Source organism: Geobacter sp. AOG1 (genome assembly GCF_019972315.1).
In the GTDB taxonomy this organism is placed as follows: Bacteria; Desulfobacterota; Desulfuromonadia; order Geobacterales; family Geobacteraceae; genus Geomobilimonas.
The window spans coordinates 2,460,296-2,476,897 of the sequence record NZ_BLIZ01000001.1 but is presented as its reverse complement, the minus strand read 5'-3'; the positions used below and the strand labels follow the sequence as shown (position 1 = coordinate 2,476,897).

The following is a 16,602-nucleotide window of genomic DNA, read 5'->3' as shown; positions in this document are numbered from 1 at the left end:
TGCACGCGTTTCCCCTTGGCCCTACATTTGACTGTTTGCAGCGAAGCCGTCTACCAGACGACTTTTTTCAGGTTTCCCTGGCCGGCCACTTCTTTTCTCGTCTGCAGCATTCGGTTCTGATCATCGACGAAAACCAGCTTGGGCTCGTAATTGAGGGCCTCTTCGTTCTTCATGTTGACGAAACTGGCGATGATGACTAGATCACGGGGGGCAACCAGACGGGCAGCGGCACCGTTCAAACAGATGACACCCGAACCCCGCTCTCCTTCAATAGCGTAAGTTTCCAGGCGACTGCCATTGGTCACGTTCCAGACGGCGACAGCCTCGTAGGGGATGATATCAGCTGCTTCCATAAGGTCTTTGTCAATGGTCACGCTCCCCTCGTAATGAAGGTCGGCACCGGTCACCGTGGCTCGATGGATCTTGCTCTTCAGCATCTTTCTTTCCATGGATCACTCCTCTCCCAACAAACAATTATCGATCAGTCTCGTCGTGCCGATTTTGACCGCCAGCGCAATAAGGGTATGGCCGTTGGCAACGGCCACTTCCTCCAGAGAATCTCCGTGGCGGAATTCAATGTAGTCTATCGTTGCGGACGCTTCTGCGGCGATGGTCGTCGTAACCTGCTCCCGTAGCGTCGCAACGGTACGTTCACCGGCCTTATAGAGCTCCTTTGCCGTCCGCAGCGAATGACTGAGGCAGAGGGCCGCCTGCCGCTGTTCCGGCGACAGATAGGCATTGCGGGAACTGAGGGCAAGGCCATCGGCTTCCCGCACGATCGGCATACCAACCACCTCCACCGGCATGTTCAGGTCGGCCACCATCCGACGAATAACTGCCAGTTGCTGGTAATCCTTGGCACCGAACAGGGCCACGTCGGGTTGTACTATATTGAGGAGCTTGCTCACCACGGTAGTCACTCCGCGAAAATGGCCCGGCCGGCTCGCACCGCACAGGGGGAGGGTCAGTCGTTCCACATCAACATAGGTCTGGAAGCCGGCGGGATACATATCTCCGGCCCGTGGAGCGAAGATGACATCAACTCCCGCGCTTTCGGCCACCGCACGGTCCCGCGCCAGGTCCCGGGGATAGGACTCGAAATCCTCCCCCACCCCGAACTGGGTTGGGTTGACGAAGATACTCAGAACCAGCAGGTCACCCCTGCGGCGTCCCCCCCGCAGCAGGGAAGCGTGCCCGTCGTGGAGGTACCCCATGGTCGGCACGAGGGCAATGGTTCTGCCGGACCTGTGTGCAGCCCGGGAGAGGTTCTGCATATCGGCTACTGACTCGACTGTCTGCATCTAGTTGAACGAGTGCCCCTCGGTGGGGAACTCTCCTCCCTTCACATCGGCAATGTAACGCTCAACCGCGTCGGCAATAAGGGCGCGGGCGTCGGCGTAGCGTTTGACGAACTTAGGTGAATACTTTTCGCAGAGGCCGAGGATGTCATGGATCACCAGCACCTGCCCGTCACAGTGGGGACCGGCGCCGATGCCGATGGTCGGAATGCTCAGTTCGTCGGTAATGCGCCGCGCCAGCTTAAGTGGTATTCCCTCCAGCACCAGGGCAAACGCCCCGGCGGCCTCGACAGCGCGGGCATCGGCCAGAAGCTGTTCAGCCTGGGCCTCCTGCTTCCCCTGGACCCGGTACCCACCCATACGGTGGATCGACTGGGGTGTCAGGCCGATATGGCCGACCACCGGGATATCCATATCGACGATGGCCCGAATGGTTGAGGCCATATGTTCGCCCCCCTCCAGCTTAACTGCAGCCGCACCCCCCTCCTTCACCAGTCTCCCCGCGTTGAGACGTGCATCCCGCAGGTCGATCTGATAGGAAAGAAACGGCATATCCGTCACCACAAGCGCTTTCGGTTCGGCACGCTGCACCGCCCTCGTATGGTAGAGCATCTCTTCCAACGTAACCGGTAGAGTGTTCTCATGACCGGCGACAACCACACCCACCGAATCCCCCACCAGGATCATGTCGATGCCACAGTCATCCATGATGCGTGCCGTCGGATAGTCATAACAGGTGAGAACCGTGATCTTATCACCGTCAGCCTTCATTTTTTGGATGTCGAGTACGGTTTTTCGTTTGCTCACATTGGGCTCCAAATGCAAAAAACGCCCTCCGATGACAGAGGGCGTTGCACGTCGACAGCAGAGAGGGGGATACCTCCCGGTCTTATCGGCTATTGCCTTCCGTCCCGGTTCGGATGCCGAATCCAGGCGGTATATTCAGTTTATGCAAGGCGTTTGCGGCTCCACTCCCAGTAGCGTGCCTTACCTTACAGATTTTATAACCGTTTATCACACTCCCTTAAAAAAAGTCCAACAATTTTTTCGGGGACGTTTTGTTTTCATTCTATGCCTACACCGCATTTCCTTTGATCATCTCCAGTTCGTCCACCACGGCACGGCTCTCGCCCCGGCGCTTTTCCAGATCGTCGAAAAGACCGATAACCATCTCGCCAACCTCGTCAACAGCCACCTTTATGGCGGTGCCGTCCTCCACTTGTCGGCCAGTTACCCCGACCATTTCTTCCGTCAACTCCTTAATGGAATCAATGGCCCTGACGATGCTCTTGGTGGCCTTGGCCTGCTCCTTGGAGGCATTGAATATCTGTGACGTCATGGTACTGACATCTTCCATGGACTGGGTAACGAGTCGGACGCTCTTCCCCTGCTCCTCGGTAGCCACTTTGATTTCCTCGGTCATATCCATCGACCGGCTTGAACTCTCCAGTATCACCCGCAGCGCTTCGCCCGTCTGCCGGCCAAGGATGACTCCCTTCTGAACAAGTTCCTTGGTGACGCTCACGCTGCCTGCCGCAGTGCGGGATTCGCTCATGATCTCTTCGATAATGCCGGTAATTTCCCCCGTGGACTGGCCGGTCTGGAGAGAAAGGTTGCGGATCTCGTCGGCCACGACACCGAAACTCTTGCCGTACTCGCCAGCCTGGGCGGCAATTATGGAGGCATTGAGTGCGAGCAGATTGGTGCGCTTGGTTATATCGTTAATGACGTTGACGATACTGTCGATACGACTGCTCTTTTCACTCAGGCGCTTGATTCCACTGTAGGAGAGGTCTACCGACGTCTGGATGTCGGCCAGGGCCGTAATGGTTTCGTCAACGACGACCATGCCACGGTCGGCCTGCGCCTTGACCTGACTCGCCATCTGGTGGGATACGGCCGTGGTGGTCTCGACATTTTTAAGGGTGGCGTTGATTTCCTCCATGGCGGACACCGACTTGTCCACGGCGTCGGAAAGGGCATCGAGATTTCGGCTGACCTGCTCGATCGCCACCGATATTTCCCCGACAGCGGAACTGGTTTCATCCACCGAAGAGAGAACGCTTTCCGAAGACGACGCGATGTGGGCGGTAGTATCCGCCAGCGAAGTGACGGCACTTATAAGGTTCTGCACGTTGCGGGAGTACACTTCGCGGTTTTTCAGGAGACCTGAAAAGGTGTTCCCCAACTCAACCGTCAGGGTGTCGATCGCTCCGAGCAGGTTTATGCGGGTTATGGCGGACGCGGCCTGGTCGGCAAACAGCTTGATGGTATCCACATCCGTATCGTTGAGGGAGCGATGACTGAACTTGTTGTCGATACCGAACACGCCGACAGACTGACCTTTCACAACGATGGGGCAGAGAACAAAGTTGCGGGAGCGGAGAGGGCGGATACTGTCGAAGGGGGGCTGCAACTGGTAATCCTTCGGGTAGGTATTGATGTCCTCGACAAAATAGAGGCGCTTGTCGCTGAAGCACTTGAAGATGATCCCGCTCCGTTCGTCGAGAGGGACGGTCACCCCGGTCGTGTCGAACCCTTCGGATGCGGTGGCGGTTACGAAGTGGAGCGAGTTCCGTCCCTCGTCGGCCATGAGGATATTGACTCGCTCGTAGCCGAGGACATCGTGCAGTCCCTCGGCGCAGAGGGATAAGACCTCTTCCACATTGATCGACCGCTGGATCCGGCTGCTGATCTGATGGAAGTTCTTGATGTTGTTGTCCAGTACCTTGTAACGGTTTTCGAAAACCTCTTTCTGTGACGCCACCTCACGATGGAGGCCATCCATTTCGACGGCCCGTTCATGGAGTTGGTCGGAGGCACGACCGATGAAAAACCCCAGACACGACATCACGCAGGCCGTTCCGACCCCCATATAGGTATAAAGAGCTATATGGTAGGAGCTTCTGGTAATATCGGAGAATATCTGCTGCCAAAGCGCCTGGGCCGGATCGGGAAACAGGATGAGCCGGATGACGGTCCACGCAAACGGTGCACCGATACCAAGAATGAATCCGACCAAGGCGTAGATAATGCTTCTGTTCTTTGAGGTTGTGTGCGGTTGCATGCGGTAACATCCCTCCTCTGCCAATGTGAACGGATCGGTGACGGCTACACCCTGACAATAACCGCCCTTGCGGGCATTCGCGCAGTCTATGTCAGGCATGGCACAATGTCAACATCAACCTTCAGCGCCCCAGCATGATCCCCAGTTCTTCTGCAGCCCGGACCATGTCACCGCCGGGATTAACCAACTTGAGTTTTCTGACCGCCTTTTCTATGGCCACCGACCGGATCTCCCTCCCTTTGAGACAGACCATCTGGCCGAACGCTCCCTTTTCTATCAGCTCAAGCGCCTTGATGCCGAAACGGCTGCCGAGGCAGCGGTCGAATGTGGTGGGGGACCCGCCCCGCTGCAAATGTCCCAGCACCGTAACGCGGGTATCCATGTCGAGACAGGTACCGATCTCCCTTGCCACGTACTCGCCGATGCCGCCGAGACGTTCGATCTGGTGGGCAGCTTCAGCCTTTTTCCGCACCACCCGTTCCCCACCGCGGGGGTATGCCCCTTCCGCGGCCACGATGATACTGAAACGCCGCCCCCGCCGGCGACGGTCATCGACTGCTCGACAGATCCTCTTGATCTCGAACGGGATCTCCGGAATCAGGATCACGTCGGCACCACCGGCGATACCCGATTCCAGGGCGATCCATCCGGCATATCGCCCCATCACCTCCAGGATCATGACCCGGTGATGACTCTCCGCAGTGGTATGAAGCTTGTCGATGGCATCGGTAGCCGTCTCCAGTGCCGTGTTGTACCCGAAGGTGACATCGGTCTCCAGGAGATCGTTATCGATGGTCTTGGGAACCGCAACGATGGGGACACCCTTCCGCATAAGTTCCTGGGCAATCTTCAGCGATCCGTCCCCCCCGACGACGATCAGTGCCTCAATGCCAAGTTCCTTCAAGGTTGCTACAACCTGGTCGGAGATATCGATGAATTCCGTTGTGCCGTTCTTTTCCACGGGAAAGGAGAAGGGATTCCCCCGGTTGGTCGTTCCGAGGATGGTACCCCCCCGGGGCAGAATGCCGCGTACGTCGTCGAGGGTCAGGAGGCGGCACTTGCTCTGGTCGAGGAGGCCGTCAAAACCATCCTCGATACCTATAACTTCCCACCCCCGACCTATCAACGCTCCTTTAACTACCCCCCGTATCACCGCATTCAAGCCGGGACAATCGCCACCACCGGTGAGAATCCCTATTCGTTTCATGCAATTTCCTCCAAACTCGAATTGGTCAGAATGGAAATCAATCTCATGCCCCTGACATGAATGCCGGTCTCAGCCGTTCGTATGTTGCAGTGAGGTTTTCCGGCATGACGCGCACATCGTCGAGAACCGACATGAAATTGGTGTCACCGTTCCAGCGGGGAACTATGTGCAGGTGAAGGTGCTCATCGACCCCGGCGCCAGCTGCACGCCCCAGGTTTATGCCGATATTGAACCCGCCCGGAGAGGCCGTCGCCTGTAAAACATTACGACAGAGGCGCAGGGTTGCGAACAGGTCGAGCATCTCCGCCTCGTCCAGCTCGTTCAAATCCGCGGTATGCCGGTAGGGAGCAATCAGGAGATGGCCGTTCGTATAGGGATAGCGGTTCATCATGACGAAGCTGAGGGGGGTCCTGTGGAGAATCAGGCGCTCACGATCCCGTTCCGGTGTTTCGGCTCCGCAGAAGATGCAATCGGACGGTTTATCATTTATAATGTAATCCATTCGCCAAGGTGCCCACAACCGTTCCATATCCTCTGCCCTCACTAAAGCTCAATGTCCCGCATTGGGCGCCTCTTCCGGCAAGCACCTCCGGAAAAAAACTACTGAGTAACGTGACTCTATGACAAGACCTGCGGCCACATTGGTGCAGATTACAACGACCGGCACCGGAAAGCTGCTCTTTGCGCGGCACCTGGATTATTCACGAAAAAGCCGGGTTTTTCAATATTTTAAATACGACAAAATAGGCACCGCACATAATAAAATGATTTTATATTTTACCGATAATAAATACTTGACAACATCCTGGCAAAGGCATAGGGTAGTGCAATACGTAGGAATATAGGCTGTTTAAGAAGAAGAACTGTTGTTTTAATAGAATATTTTTTTAACCTAAATAAAACACAAGCAAAGGAGAAGCGTGAAATGGGAAAGAAACAGGAGGCTTTGGATTACCACTCAAGCGGCCGCAAGGGGAAAATCGAGGTCATTTCATCCAAGCCATGCTCGACCTCCCGCGACCTGTCACTGGCCTATTCGCCGGGGGTAGCCGAGCCATGCCTCGAAATCGAAAAAAATCCTGAAGACGCCTACAAATATACCGCCAAGGGCAACCTCGTTGCCGTTGTCTCCAACGGCACCGCCGTTCTCGGCCTCGGCAACATCGGCGCCCTGGCCGGCAAACCGGTCATGGAAGGGAAAGGTGTCCTCTTCAAGCGCTTCGCCGATATCGATGTCTTCGACATAGAAGTCAACTCGGAAGACCCCGATGAGGTCATCAAGGTCTGCCAGCTCCTTGAACCCACCTTCGGGGGGATCAACCTGGAAGACATAAAGGCGCCCGAGTGCTTCTACATCGAGGAAGAGCTGAAGAAAACCATGAATATCCCGGTCTTCCACGACGACCAGCATGGCACCGCCATCATCTCGGCCGCCGCGCTCATAAATGCCCTCCAATTAATCAATAAAAAAATTGAAGAAATACGAATCGTAATTAACGGTGCGGGTGCAGCAGCCATTGCCTGCGCCAATCTGGCCATCTCCCTGGGGGTGAAGCCGGCAAATATGATCATGTGCGATACCAAGGGGGTCATTTACAAGGGACGTACCGAAGGTATGAACAAGTATAAGGAGCGGTTTGCCGTGGACACCCAGCTCCGCACCCTTGAAGAGGCTGCAGATGGGGCAGATGTACTGTTCGGTCTCTCTTCAAAAGGAGCTTTCACACCGGAGATGGTGCGCAAGATGACAGTCAACCCGATCATCTTCGCCATGGCCAACCCTGACCCGGAAATCACGCCGGAAGAGGCCCGGGCTGTTCGCGGTGACGTCCTCGTAGCCACCGGCCGCTCCGACTACCCAAACCAGGTGAACAACGTCCTCGGCTTCCCCTTTATCTTCCGCGGCGCCCTTGACGTGCGCGCCACCACCATCAACGAAGAGATGAAGAAGGCGGCGGTGTTCGCCCTGGCCGAACTGGCACGTGAAGAGTGCCCCGATTCGGTATGCCGTGCCTACGGCAACGTAAAGTTCTCCTTCGGCCGCGACTACATCATCCCCAAACCGTTCGATCCCCGCGCACTCCTGAGGGTTGCTCCGGCCATCGCCAAGGCAGCCATGGAGTCGGGTGTTGCCCGCCAGCCCATCGAGGATATGGAGAAGTACGTCGAACACCTTGAGTCCCTGCAGGGAAAAGCCAAGGAAACCCTCCGGATGATCATCAACAAGGCCAAGAGCGATCCGAAGCGGATCGTCTTTCCGGAAGGTGACAACGAAAAGATCCTCAGGGCGGCCCATATTCTTATGGAAGAGGAAATCGCCACACCGATCCTCCTCGGCAACCATGACAAGATCATGGCGCAGATCGACGAGTTGAGTCTCAACTTCAACGGCAACTCGCCGGTCATTATCGATCCCTCTTCCTACGAGAAATCGGAAGAGTACGCCCTGGAACTTTTCAACCTGCGGCAGCGCAAGGGACTGACCCTTTCCGAGGCGCGCCGCCTGATGACCCGCAAATCCCGCACCCATTTCGGCTGCATGATGGTCCGACAAGGTGATGCGGACACCCTTCTTTCCGGCATCGACACACACTATCCCGAGACCATCCGCCCCGCTCTCGAAGTCATCGGCAAGCAACAGGGGCTCTCCAGCGTGCACGGCCTCTACATGATGGTTTTCAAGAAGGGGATATTTCTTATGGCAGACACAACGGTCTGCATCGAACCGACCGCCGAGGAACTGGCCGAAACCGCCATTCTAGCCGCCGAAAAGGCCCGGATGCTCGATATCGAACCGACTATTGCCATGCTCTCCTTCTCCAACTTCGGGTCTGTCCAGCACCCCCAGGCCCTCAAGATCAAGCGTGCCGTGGAGATAGTCAAGGAAAAGGCGCCGGGACTCATCGTCGACGGAGAAATGCAGTCGGACACCGCAGTTGTCACGGAAATCCTGCAGAAGAGCTTCCCCTTCGCTTCACTCAAGGAAGCGGCCAACATCCTCATTTTCCCCGACCTGAACTCGGGGAACATCTGCTACAAGCTTCTCCACCACCTGGGTGGTGCCGAAGCCATCGGCCCGATCCTGATGGGGATGAAAAAACCGGTCCACGTCCTGCAGCGTGGCGACGACGTGACGGACATCGTCAACATGGCCGCCATCGCCGTAGTGGATGCCCAGAACTCGTAACCGGCTGTTTTCACAATATATCAAAAAGGGGACTGACAGATCGTCAGCCCCCTTTTCTTTTGTTGCCCCAACCTCGTACTATTTGTTACTATCTATCGTGATCGTTGAAATCCATGACGGTCCGATCCCCTGTTTCGGAGTCCGGGCAATGAACGCAGTATCACACTTTCAGCTGAAAAAGAATTTCTTCCCTCTCATGCTGGTCACATCCCTTCTATGCCACGCCCTGCTCTCCCTGTTCCTGCTGCAACCCCATCGGGTGGGAGACATGATACCGCCGGTTCCGGTATTCGACCTTACGATGACCACTCCCGTCATCCCTTCCCCGGTTGTCAAACCTGCGACAGCAGTGCAGCCAGTAGCTGCCGAACCAGAAGCACCCGCTTCACCGGCTCCGCGCGCGGCACAAACCGCCCAGAACACATCAACAACCACCCCGGCGGTACCGGAAGATCTCCACAAAAGCGGCATCGAACTTGGCCTGACGAACGGTTATTTCAGCGGGATCGGAGAAGGAGAAACCCTACGGGATGATATCCGGGAATACTACTTTGCTATGCTGCGGCAGATTAACGAAAAGTGGTGGCTTCAGCCGGGCAGCCATCAGGGAGCGGCAGGGAACGCCATCGTCAACCTCGTCATAGCCAAGGACGGCGTGGTAGTGCGGAGTCTGCTGGTTCAGGGATCGGGCAATCCGGTGTTCGACCGGCAGATACTTCAGGCGGTAACGGCAGCGAGCCCGCTCCCACCGCTGCCGGAATCATACGGAAACGATTTGTTCAGTGCACCGCTTCGTTTCAAGGCACCCCTGAGCCTCATGTCATCATAACGATGAACTTTCTGAAATCAGTCATCCTCAAAATCGAAGATGCTTAGTCCCTGGAACTCCGAATCCTCTCCACCCAGAGCGGCAATTCGGGCTGACGTATCACGGAACCCGCGGCCGATAGACCGAACCTCTAAGTAATAGGGCAACGCCTCAGTGGGGCGTCCCGTGGTTTCCAGCAGGTGTGCCAGTTCATAGGTGAGGCTTTGAATCTCACCCTTTCTCAGACTTTTCAGAGCCACACCGTTACGCAGAAGCTCCTCGGCCTTCACCGCATCCCCCTTCTCCCGGTAGCACATGGCCTGCAGGGTAAGGCTGTCAGCAATTCGCTGCGGATCGTGAGACGCCTGCTCGAACTCTCCGATCGCATCATCATAGAGTCCCATCTCCTTGTAGGCAATCCCCAGGTTAAAATGGGTTTCCGTGTCGCCACTTTCCACCTGCTGGTCAAGCCCCTTCTTGAACGCGGAAAAAAGTCCGTCCAGGCTGTACTTGTCGCTCGAACCCGTATCTGCTCCGGCATCCGTACCGCCATCGGCAAAGAGTTCCTCACCGAGGGTGGAGAGATCTACGTCATCACCCCAAAAGCCGGTCAACGCCTCTGTACCCTCGCCGGCCCCTTCGCCGAGGACGGTCGCTAATTCATCCAGTTCAACGCCGGTCTCCCCGCTGGCAATAACTTCCTCTACTACCTCGCCAGCAATGCCTTCCCGGGTCAGCCAGTCGTTTTCGGAGTCGATATTGAGAACGAGTGCAACGGTTCCATCTTCGGCCGGCAATGGTTCGGAATCTTCTGCCAACGTCTCCGCAACAACCCACCCTGCTTCTTCGCTCGGAGCCGCAGCGTCATCAACGACAGGTTCGAGTTGAAGCTCCTCCAGCTCATCGTCGGCGGTCTCTCCCTCGGTGAAAAGTTCCCCCATTTCGCCATAGTCAGGGACAAAAAGTTCGCCGGTGACGATTTCAGGCTCGTCAAGGGGCTCAGCCCTCAGCTCCAGGTCGGCAGGGAACTCTTCCTCCAAATCTTCTTCGAGCAGATCCTCGGGTTCAAGCGTCTCGTCGGCCAACGGGGCGGACAGTTCCTCAAGCTCTTCATCATCCGGCTCCGCTTCCAGGATCTCTTCCAGGATTTCTTCCGGCGCCTCTTCCATCAACTCAACTTCCGGCTCCAGTTCCAACTCTTCGATCTCATCAATCTCGGCAACGGGGACAACAGCCGCATCGGCCACTATCCCGGAATCAACAAACGGGGGGATTTCAACGGGCAGATCTTGGGTCGGGAGTTCAGAATCCAACTCCGGCTCCAGTTCCTCAGACCCACCGACCGGTTCCACCACATCGTCGGGAAGGGGGAGATCGATCTCTTCCTCCCAATCCGTAACCTCAGAGGTGGTCGGCACGGATACCGTCGCCATTCGCGGTTTTTCGTCAGCAACACCCTTCCTGGAAGTCAGCGCCTTCTCGGTGGTTTCCCGAGACACCGCAGGTGAAGTCTGCGGAGCCGGAGGAGGAGCCATTCGCGCCGCCAGAGCTGTCAGTTTCCCCTTGTCACCGGCCGCTTCGTAGAGTGCTCGTAACCCGTCGAAAACTCGCTTATCCTTCGGCAGCAATTTCTCGATTTCCGCGTAGAGCGCCTCCATACGACCGGCCTCGCCAGCGGCGACGAATGCCAGTACCGATCCTGAGAGAAACTCGAGGGCTCCCGGGATGTTACCGGCATTGAGATAAAGCATCACAAGATCCTCCCGGAGAGATGTCTCCCCCGGAAACAGCTTGATTATCTGCTGTAGCACCCCCTTCAGCTTTTCGGTTTCTCCCAACCTGCGGCAGACGTCAGCCAAGAGCCGCCAAGCGCGTAAATTGGCAACATCGGTGCGGATGAACTGCTGCAACTGGGGGATGACTCCCGCGGTTTCCCCCTTGTCCAAAAGGGTCGCGATGAAATCAAGCTGGAATTCTTTCTGCTCGGGAAAAAGAACCTGGATTCGGGTGCACACCTGGGAAAAGGCCTCGTGATTCCCCTGTTTCCAGAGCAACAACGCCAGTTGGGTAAATTCCTGGTAGGCCTTGTCAGTCTGGCCCGCGGAGAAATGCAATTCGGCAAACTGCAACTGTGTGGTGAGGTTTTCCGGGTCGAGGTTGAGCATGCTCTCCAACACCCCGAGGGCATCATTGAGCCTGCCTGCACGCTGGTAATGATTGAGCACAATGCCATATTCGGTAAGGGCATTGCCGGTCAACCCCTGCTTTTCGTTGAGTGTGGCAAGGGCAAGGGATATGTCGATGTCGGCGGGGGTAAGTTTCTGTATCTGCTTGTAGACTGCAATGGCTTTGAGGAAATAGGTATTGTCGGAATAATACTTGCCGATAGCCTTGTACTCGGCTACCGCCTCGTCCTTGCGGTTGATCTTTACCAGCAGCTCGGCAAGCCGCTGCCGATGGCGGATGTCGTTGGGGTCGAGAACGACAACCTGCTCGTAATCCTTTATTGCGCGGTCAATCTGACCTTTGGCAATGAATTTCTGGGCGCTCGCCAGATATTTTTCTTTGGCAGTACTCAAGGGAATCCGTGAAATATTTCTTTATTTTCTCGCAGTTAAACTAATTGAATCGGCACGGCATGTCAAGCCTAATGAGGTGCTGCGAGTAGTTCTGCCAGGAGAAACCGAAGCTGGACATATTCGTCTCGGGACAGTTTCCTGTCATGGTACACCGCTTTTCCGTAAATATGAACAAACCGGGTAATAAGCGGTTCGTCAAGAGTCCGGGCAAGATCATACAAGCCCTTGTCCGGCGGCCATTCCACTCCATACCGTCGCCGCACCAGTCTGAATAGGTTCTTCAACAGCCGCTCCTCCCTGCTGACCCTTTGCCAGACATATAATCGCCAGATCGAGAGCGCCACCAGGAGCGGTACGGCTATAAACAGCAATGGCCGAAGGGAAAGATGACTCGGAAACGACAGGTGACGAAGACGGCCAGCCCGATTGAACAGAGATATCTGGCGCTCCAGATCGTAATTGATTATCGTCAGGTTCCAGAAATAACTGAAGGCGTCGAGATACATCCGGACCCTGCGGTTGAGCCCCCGCTCCCCTGCCCCCTCCACTCCGGCAAAATTGACTGCCCAGGCACTCGGATCGACCATGACCCACCCCTTGCCGTCGAGGTAGGCCTCCACCCAGACATGAGCCCGGTCTTCGGTCACCACGTAATAGCCACCCACCTCATTGTACTCGCCGCCGTAGTACCCACCTACCAGCCGGGCAGGGACGTCGGCGGCACGGAGAAGAACTGCCAGGGTCGAGGCGAAGAACTCGCAGTGGCCAGGCTTTCCATCGAACAGGAATTGCCCGAGGGGATCGCTGCCGGTCGGCAGATTCATCGTTGAGTAACGGAGCTTGCGATCGACGAAATACCTTTCCAGGAGGTCTAGCCGGTCGGCATCCGTTTTCCCCCGTCGGGCTATCTGTCGCCCCAGGGAGACAAGCCGGTGCGACAGGTCGGAAGGGAGCCGCAGGTAGAACCCCCTGTCAATCCCGCGACTGGTGATAACCGCGCCGGGGACGGACTGGGTCTCATACCTGAGCCGCCGCCCGGAGGGCATGGCAGTATGCACGATATCGGAATCAGTGGCGAAACGGACACCGGTCAGATGACGTGGAACGTTCAGGGCAAGCAAGTAACGGGACCTGCCCGGCTCCGGGAAGATGGTCTGGCTCACCACGCTGCCCGGCCCCGGGATGCCCCTCTCTGCACCGGGAACCGGCTTCCGCACCCAACTGTCCCCTTCCAGGGTGTTGAGTACTATACCACGCCAGTAGAGCTGGTTTTTTGCCAAGGGGGGAGAATCGGCACGAAACACGACATTCTTGACCTCGGTGACGGCCGGAGCCGCCCCCGGCTGTACCTTGTCGCTCAGTCCGGTCGCAGCACCGGACGATACGTTGAGGACGTTCCAGAGGGGAAACGGGGTCCGGGGAAGGATGACGAAGAAGAGGAGAATAAGCGGCATGGCCGCAAGCGGCATGCTGGCGGCAACGGTTACAACCTTCACCATGTCGTCCCGGGCGATGACTGTGTCGCCGTCGCGGTCGTAGAAAGTCAGTAGCACGAGAGAAACCGCGATCAGGACGAGGAGCAAAAGAAGATAGACAAGGAAGGCGGCACTCAGGTTGAGAAGGGACGAGCCGGCCAGGGCAAACAGTGCCAGCGCATAGATCTGGAGATAGTGCCGGCTCCCCTTCTCGCTCGCGAGACGTACCGCCAGAAGAATGACGAGAAGATTCACCGCCGGTCCTACCAGATTGTCACGGGAAAACTGAATGCCAAAATAGATGAAAAAAAGGATGGATACGACCGTCGGCACGTGGCCGCGCAGCACCGCGCCGCGTCGGTCGGCAATGACTGCGAATAGGAGCACCGCCGGAAACAGGAACCGGGGGATATTGTCCAGATAGGCAACGAGCGGAACAAAGCCGAGAAGGGCAATGCCGTACGCCAGGATATCCAGTACCGATTTAATCCTTACCATACAACGCCAGTTCCGTCAGGAGCCGCAGCCGGTGTCCCCGGGAGTCGGCCGGCTTGAGCAGTCGCTTCCGCAGCTTGAGCCCCACTGGCCGCCCCTCACGCATCAACCGGTTCACGAGGTAGGTCGCGCAGGAGAGCTTCTCTTCCAGGTTCCTTGCCGGCAGCCGGTCGATGTCGATCACGAGGGGTTCCCGCGCCGTGGCACTCAGCTCCTTGACCTTCAGTTCGCCATGCCGAGCCGACAGGCGCCAGTGGATCATCTTGAGAGGGTCGCCACCGCTGTAAGCGACGATCCGGTCGACGTCTCCCTCGTGCCCCTTCCCCCGCGCGGACAGGGAACCGCTCCTGCCATGGCTGCGCGAATCTGCCGCACCCGGGCAGCCAAGGGGTGCGGGGAAGACCATGGTCCGCAGATCGAGGGGAAGGGTGCGGCAGCGGACGAAAAAATTGATGGGGAAGGGGGAACAGACCGTCACCACCTCGACGGTGTGGAGACCACGCCCCGCGAATGCCGTCATGAGGGATGAGATCGCCATCCCCTGGCGATCCATCAGCTTGAAATCGGCGGTCGCCCCGTCACAGTGGACCTGGAGCAGGAACGAAGGCAGCAGGCGCTTGCGGTTGGTGAGTCGCAGGGTAAACAGGGTGGAAACGCCGCTGTAGAGCTCGTCGGGAGGAGTCAGGACCGCATCGAGGCCATGGATGTTGAGCCAACCTAGGACGCCCGATACCGCCATAAAGCCGAGCAGGGCTGAAACGATGAAGAAGAGGAGGTTGTTTCCCGTATTCACCGCAGCGAAGCCGATCAGCAGGGTTATGGCCACGTAAAACGCGCCGGCCTTGGTAAGAGTCAGACCAGCGGTACCGGTATGCTTCCGAGGATGGCGGATAAGAGTTCCTCCTTGTTAATGCTCTCCTGCTCGGGGCGGCAGATGAGGCGATGGGAACCGACCGCCACCGCGACTTCTCTCACATCCTCGGGAACCACGTACTCCCGTCCCTCCAGGTAGGCATTGGCACGGGCGGCCTCGGCGATATTGATCCCTCCCCGGGTCGAGATGCCGGAGAGGAGCAGGTGATGGTTGCGGGTCGCCGTAACGATGGCGTAAATATAGTCCGTCACCTTATCTGACAGATACACCTTTTCTTTCACCGCCTGCCGGGCAGCCAGGATGTCGTCAGCGCTCACTAGCGGCTCGATGTGGCGGATGTCGTCCCGGATGCTGCCGTAGGAGATAATGGACTTTTCCAGCTCCTCGGGGGGGTAGCCGATGCCGGTTCTGATGGTGAACCGGTCCAACTGCGATTCGGGCAGGGGATAGGTTCCGACCTGCTCCAGGGGATTCTGAGTGGCAATGACGAGAAACGGTTCGGCCAAGGGATAGGTCACCCCCTCCACCGTAACCCGCCGCTCCTCCATCGCCTCCAGCATGGCGCTCTGGGTCTTGGGCATGGCCCGGTTCACCTCGTCCACCAGCACGATGCTGTTGAAGATAGGCCCCCGGATGAACTTGAAAGCACTCTCCTCCCGATTGAAAACGGAAAGCCCGGTTATATCCGACGGCAGCAGGTCGCTCGTGCACTGAATCCGGCCAAACGAGAGACCGAGCACGTTGGCCAGGGCCAAGGCCAAGGTCGTCTTGCCCAGACCGGGTATGTCCTCCAGCAGGATGTGCCCCCCCGTCAGAAGGGCGATCAGCGAGAGCCGGACCGCCTTGTCCTTCCCTTTCAGGTGCCTGCCGGTAAGTGTGTCCATGACGGTAAGTATTTCTGCGCGTTTGGGGAGGTTCATGGCAGTGTCGGTTCCTTCATGCTGAGATGGGAAAAGTGTATCACAGGATCGATGGATTGCAGAAGGGAGAGAAGACGATGGCGTACAAACAGGCGTGTTTCAGGAGGCTCTGGCTGCAGTAAAGCGACAGGGGGAATCCCCTGTCGCCATCAAGGGTCTACTCACTTACCGCAGCATTTCTTGAACTTGGCCCCGCTCCCGCAGGGGCAGGGATCGTTGCGCCCCACCTTCGGCTCGCTCCGTACGAGCGGTTTGGGTGCCACCAGATTTCCATCGGTGAAATACCATTTCCCGCCATCCTTCTCAAACAACGCCAGCTCATGGTGGACCTTGCGTCCACCCTTGTCCCGGTAGGTGGCCCTGAATTCCACCTCGCCGGAGGTATCGTCCCCCCCGCCATCCTTAGTGGCGACGATCTCCAGCTTCTCCCACTCCGCGCTCTCCGCCCACTCCCGGGTTCCCTTGTGGTCATACCCCTGGCGATGCTTCGGGTGGGTGGTCTCGAAAATATAATCCGTATCGACCGCCACATAGGCACTGTAGCGGGAACGCATGAGTTGTTCGGCGGTCTGGGCCGGCCGTTTTCCCCTGATGATTGATTCGCAGCAGTCGACAAAGGGGAGGTTCGAGCCGCAGGGACAATTGGACATGAAATACTCCTTGAAAGAAAATAGGAAGCCACCTCGACGACC

Annotated in this window: 13 protein-coding genes; 2 read left to right on the top strand and 11 right to left on the bottom strand. The window is 57.2% G+C overall.

All coding sequences use genetic code 11. The features are described 5' to 3' along the window. Window positions 1-50: 50 nt before the first annotated feature. From panD to LDN04_RS11260, 6 genes are all read right to left on the bottom strand, one after another. Window positions 51-449: an aspartate 1-decarboxylase gene (gene panD, locus LDN04_RS11285; protein WP_223910323.1), complete on the bottom strand. Its 399-nt coding sequence runs from the start codon at window positions 447-449 to the stop codon at window positions 51-53. A gap of 3 nt (window positions 450-452) precedes the next feature. Then, window positions 453-1,301 carry a pantoate--beta-alanine ligase gene (panC, locus tag LDN04_RS11280; RefSeq protein ID WP_223910321.1) on the bottom strand — a complete coding sequence of 283 codons (849 nt, stop codon included), beginning with the start codon at window positions 1,299-1,301 and terminating at the stop codon, window positions 453-455. Then, window positions 1,302-2,105 carry a 3-methyl-2-oxobutanoate hydroxymethyltransferase gene (panB, locus tag LDN04_RS11275; protein ID WP_223910318.1) on the bottom strand — a complete coding sequence of 268 codons (804 nt, stop codon included), beginning with the start codon at window positions 2,103-2,105 and terminating at the stop codon, window positions 1,302-1,304. It lies immediately after the preceding gene. A 268-nt stretch (window positions 2,106-2,373) separates the two neighbouring features. Next, entirely contained in the window at window positions 2,374-4,365 is a 1,992-nt protein-coding gene (locus LDN04_RS11270) for a methyl-accepting chemotaxis protein (RefSeq protein ID WP_223910315.1), read from the bottom strand. Between the two features lie 121 nt (window positions 4,366-4,486). Then, entirely contained in the window at window positions 4,487-5,572 is a 1,086-nt protein-coding gene (locus LDN04_RS11265) for a 6-phosphofructokinase (protein ID WP_223910312.1), read from the bottom strand. 43 nt (window positions 5,573-5,615) lie between these two features. Then, window positions 5,616-6,101 carry an HIT domain-containing protein gene (locus LDN04_RS11260; protein WP_223910309.1) on the bottom strand — a complete coding sequence of 162 codons (486 nt, stop codon included), beginning with the start codon at window positions 6,099-6,101 and terminating at the stop codon, window positions 5,616-5,618. Between the two features lie 396 nt (window positions 6,102-6,497). Between LDN04_RS11260 and LDN04_RS11255 the strand changes: the two genes are divergently transcribed. Both LDN04_RS11255 and LDN04_RS11250 read left to right on the top strand, forming a co-directional pair. Further along, window positions 6,498-8,759 (top strand): NADP-dependent malic enzyme, encoded by a 2,262-nt coding sequence (locus LDN04_RS11255; protein ID WP_223910306.1) that lies wholly within the window; start codon window positions 6,498-6,500, stop codon window positions 8,757-8,759. 148 nt (window positions 8,760-8,907) lie between these two features. Then, window positions 8,908-9,588 (top strand): energy transducer TonB, encoded by a 681-nt coding sequence (locus LDN04_RS11250; RefSeq protein ID WP_223910303.1) that lies wholly within the window; start codon window positions 8,908-8,910, stop codon window positions 9,586-9,588. A gap of 17 nt (window positions 9,589-9,605) precedes the next feature. Here the strand turns inward: LDN04_RS11250 and LDN04_RS11245 are convergent, their stop codons facing one another. From LDN04_RS11245 to LDN04_RS11225, 5 genes are all read right to left on the bottom strand, one after another. After that, entirely contained in the window at window positions 9,606-12,146 is a 2,541-nt protein-coding gene (locus tag LDN04_RS11245) for a tetratricopeptide repeat protein (protein ID WP_223910300.1), read from the bottom strand. A 68-nt stretch (window positions 12,147-12,214) separates the two neighbouring features. Then, window positions 12,215-14,119, bottom strand: a complete 1,905-nt coding sequence (locus LDN04_RS11240; RefSeq protein WP_223910297.1) for a DUF3488 and transglutaminase-like domain-containing protein — start codon at window positions 14,117-14,119, stop codon at window positions 12,215-12,217. Then, a complete protein-coding gene (locus tag LDN04_RS11235; RefSeq protein WP_223910293.1) occupies window positions 14,106-14,942 on the bottom strand; it encodes a DUF58 domain-containing protein in 837 nt (278 codons plus the stop codon). The genes LDN04_RS11240 and LDN04_RS11235 overlap by 14 nt, the downstream gene beginning before the upstream one ends. A 26-nt stretch (window positions 14,943-14,968) precedes the next feature. Next, on the bottom strand, window positions 14,969-15,910 hold the full coding sequence (locus LDN04_RS11230) for a MoxR family ATPase (protein WP_223910290.1): 942 nt from the start codon (window positions 15,908-15,910) through the stop codon (window positions 14,969-14,971). A 161-nt stretch (window positions 15,911-16,071) separates the two neighbouring features. Continuing rightward, complete coding sequence (locus LDN04_RS11225; protein WP_223910287.1) at window positions 16,072-16,560, bottom strand: YchJ family protein; 489 nt, start codon at window positions 16,558-16,560, stop codon at window positions 16,072-16,074. Window positions 16,561-16,602: the final 42 nt, after the last annotated feature.

Bases quoted from the DNA above. Each gene is read 5' to 3' on its own strand.
- LDN04_RS11260 (WP_223910309.1), bottom strand. From the start codon at position 6,101: ATGGAACGGTTGTGGGCACCTTGGCGAATGGATTACATTATAAATGAT.
- LDN04_RS11265 (WP_223910312.1), bottom strand. From the start codon at position 5,572: ATGAAACGAATAGGGATTCTCACCGGTGGTGGCGATTGTCCCGGCTTG.
- LDN04_RS11230 (WP_223910290.1), bottom strand. From the start codon at position 15,910: ATGAACCTCCCCAAACGCGCAGAAATACTTACCGTCATGGACACACTT.
- LDN04_RS11250 (WP_223910303.1), top strand. From the start codon at position 8,908: ATGAACGCAGTATCACACTTTCAGCTGAAAAAGAATTTCTTCCCTCTC.
- LDN04_RS11270 (WP_223910315.1), bottom strand. From the start codon at position 4,365: ATGCAACCGCACACAACCTCAAAGAACAGAAGCATTATCTACGCCTTG.
- LDN04_RS11240 (WP_223910297.1), bottom strand. From the start codon at position 14,119: ATGGTAAGGATTAAATCGGTACTGGATATCCTGGCGTACGGCATTGCC.
- LDN04_RS11225 (WP_223910287.1), bottom strand. From the start codon at position 16,560: ATGTCCAATTGTCCCTGCGGCTCGAACCTCCCCTTTGTCGACTGCTGC.
- panD (WP_223910323.1), bottom strand. From the start codon at position 449: ATGGAAAGAAAGATGCTGAAGAGCAAGATCCATCGAGCCACGGTGACC.
- panC (WP_223910321.1), bottom strand. From the start codon at position 1,301: ATGCAGACAGTCGAGTCAGTAGCCGATATGCAGAACCTCTCCCGGGCT.
- LDN04_RS11255 (WP_223910306.1), top strand. From the start codon at position 6,498: ATGGGAAAGAAACAGGAGGCTTTGGATTACCACTCAAGCGGCCGCAAG.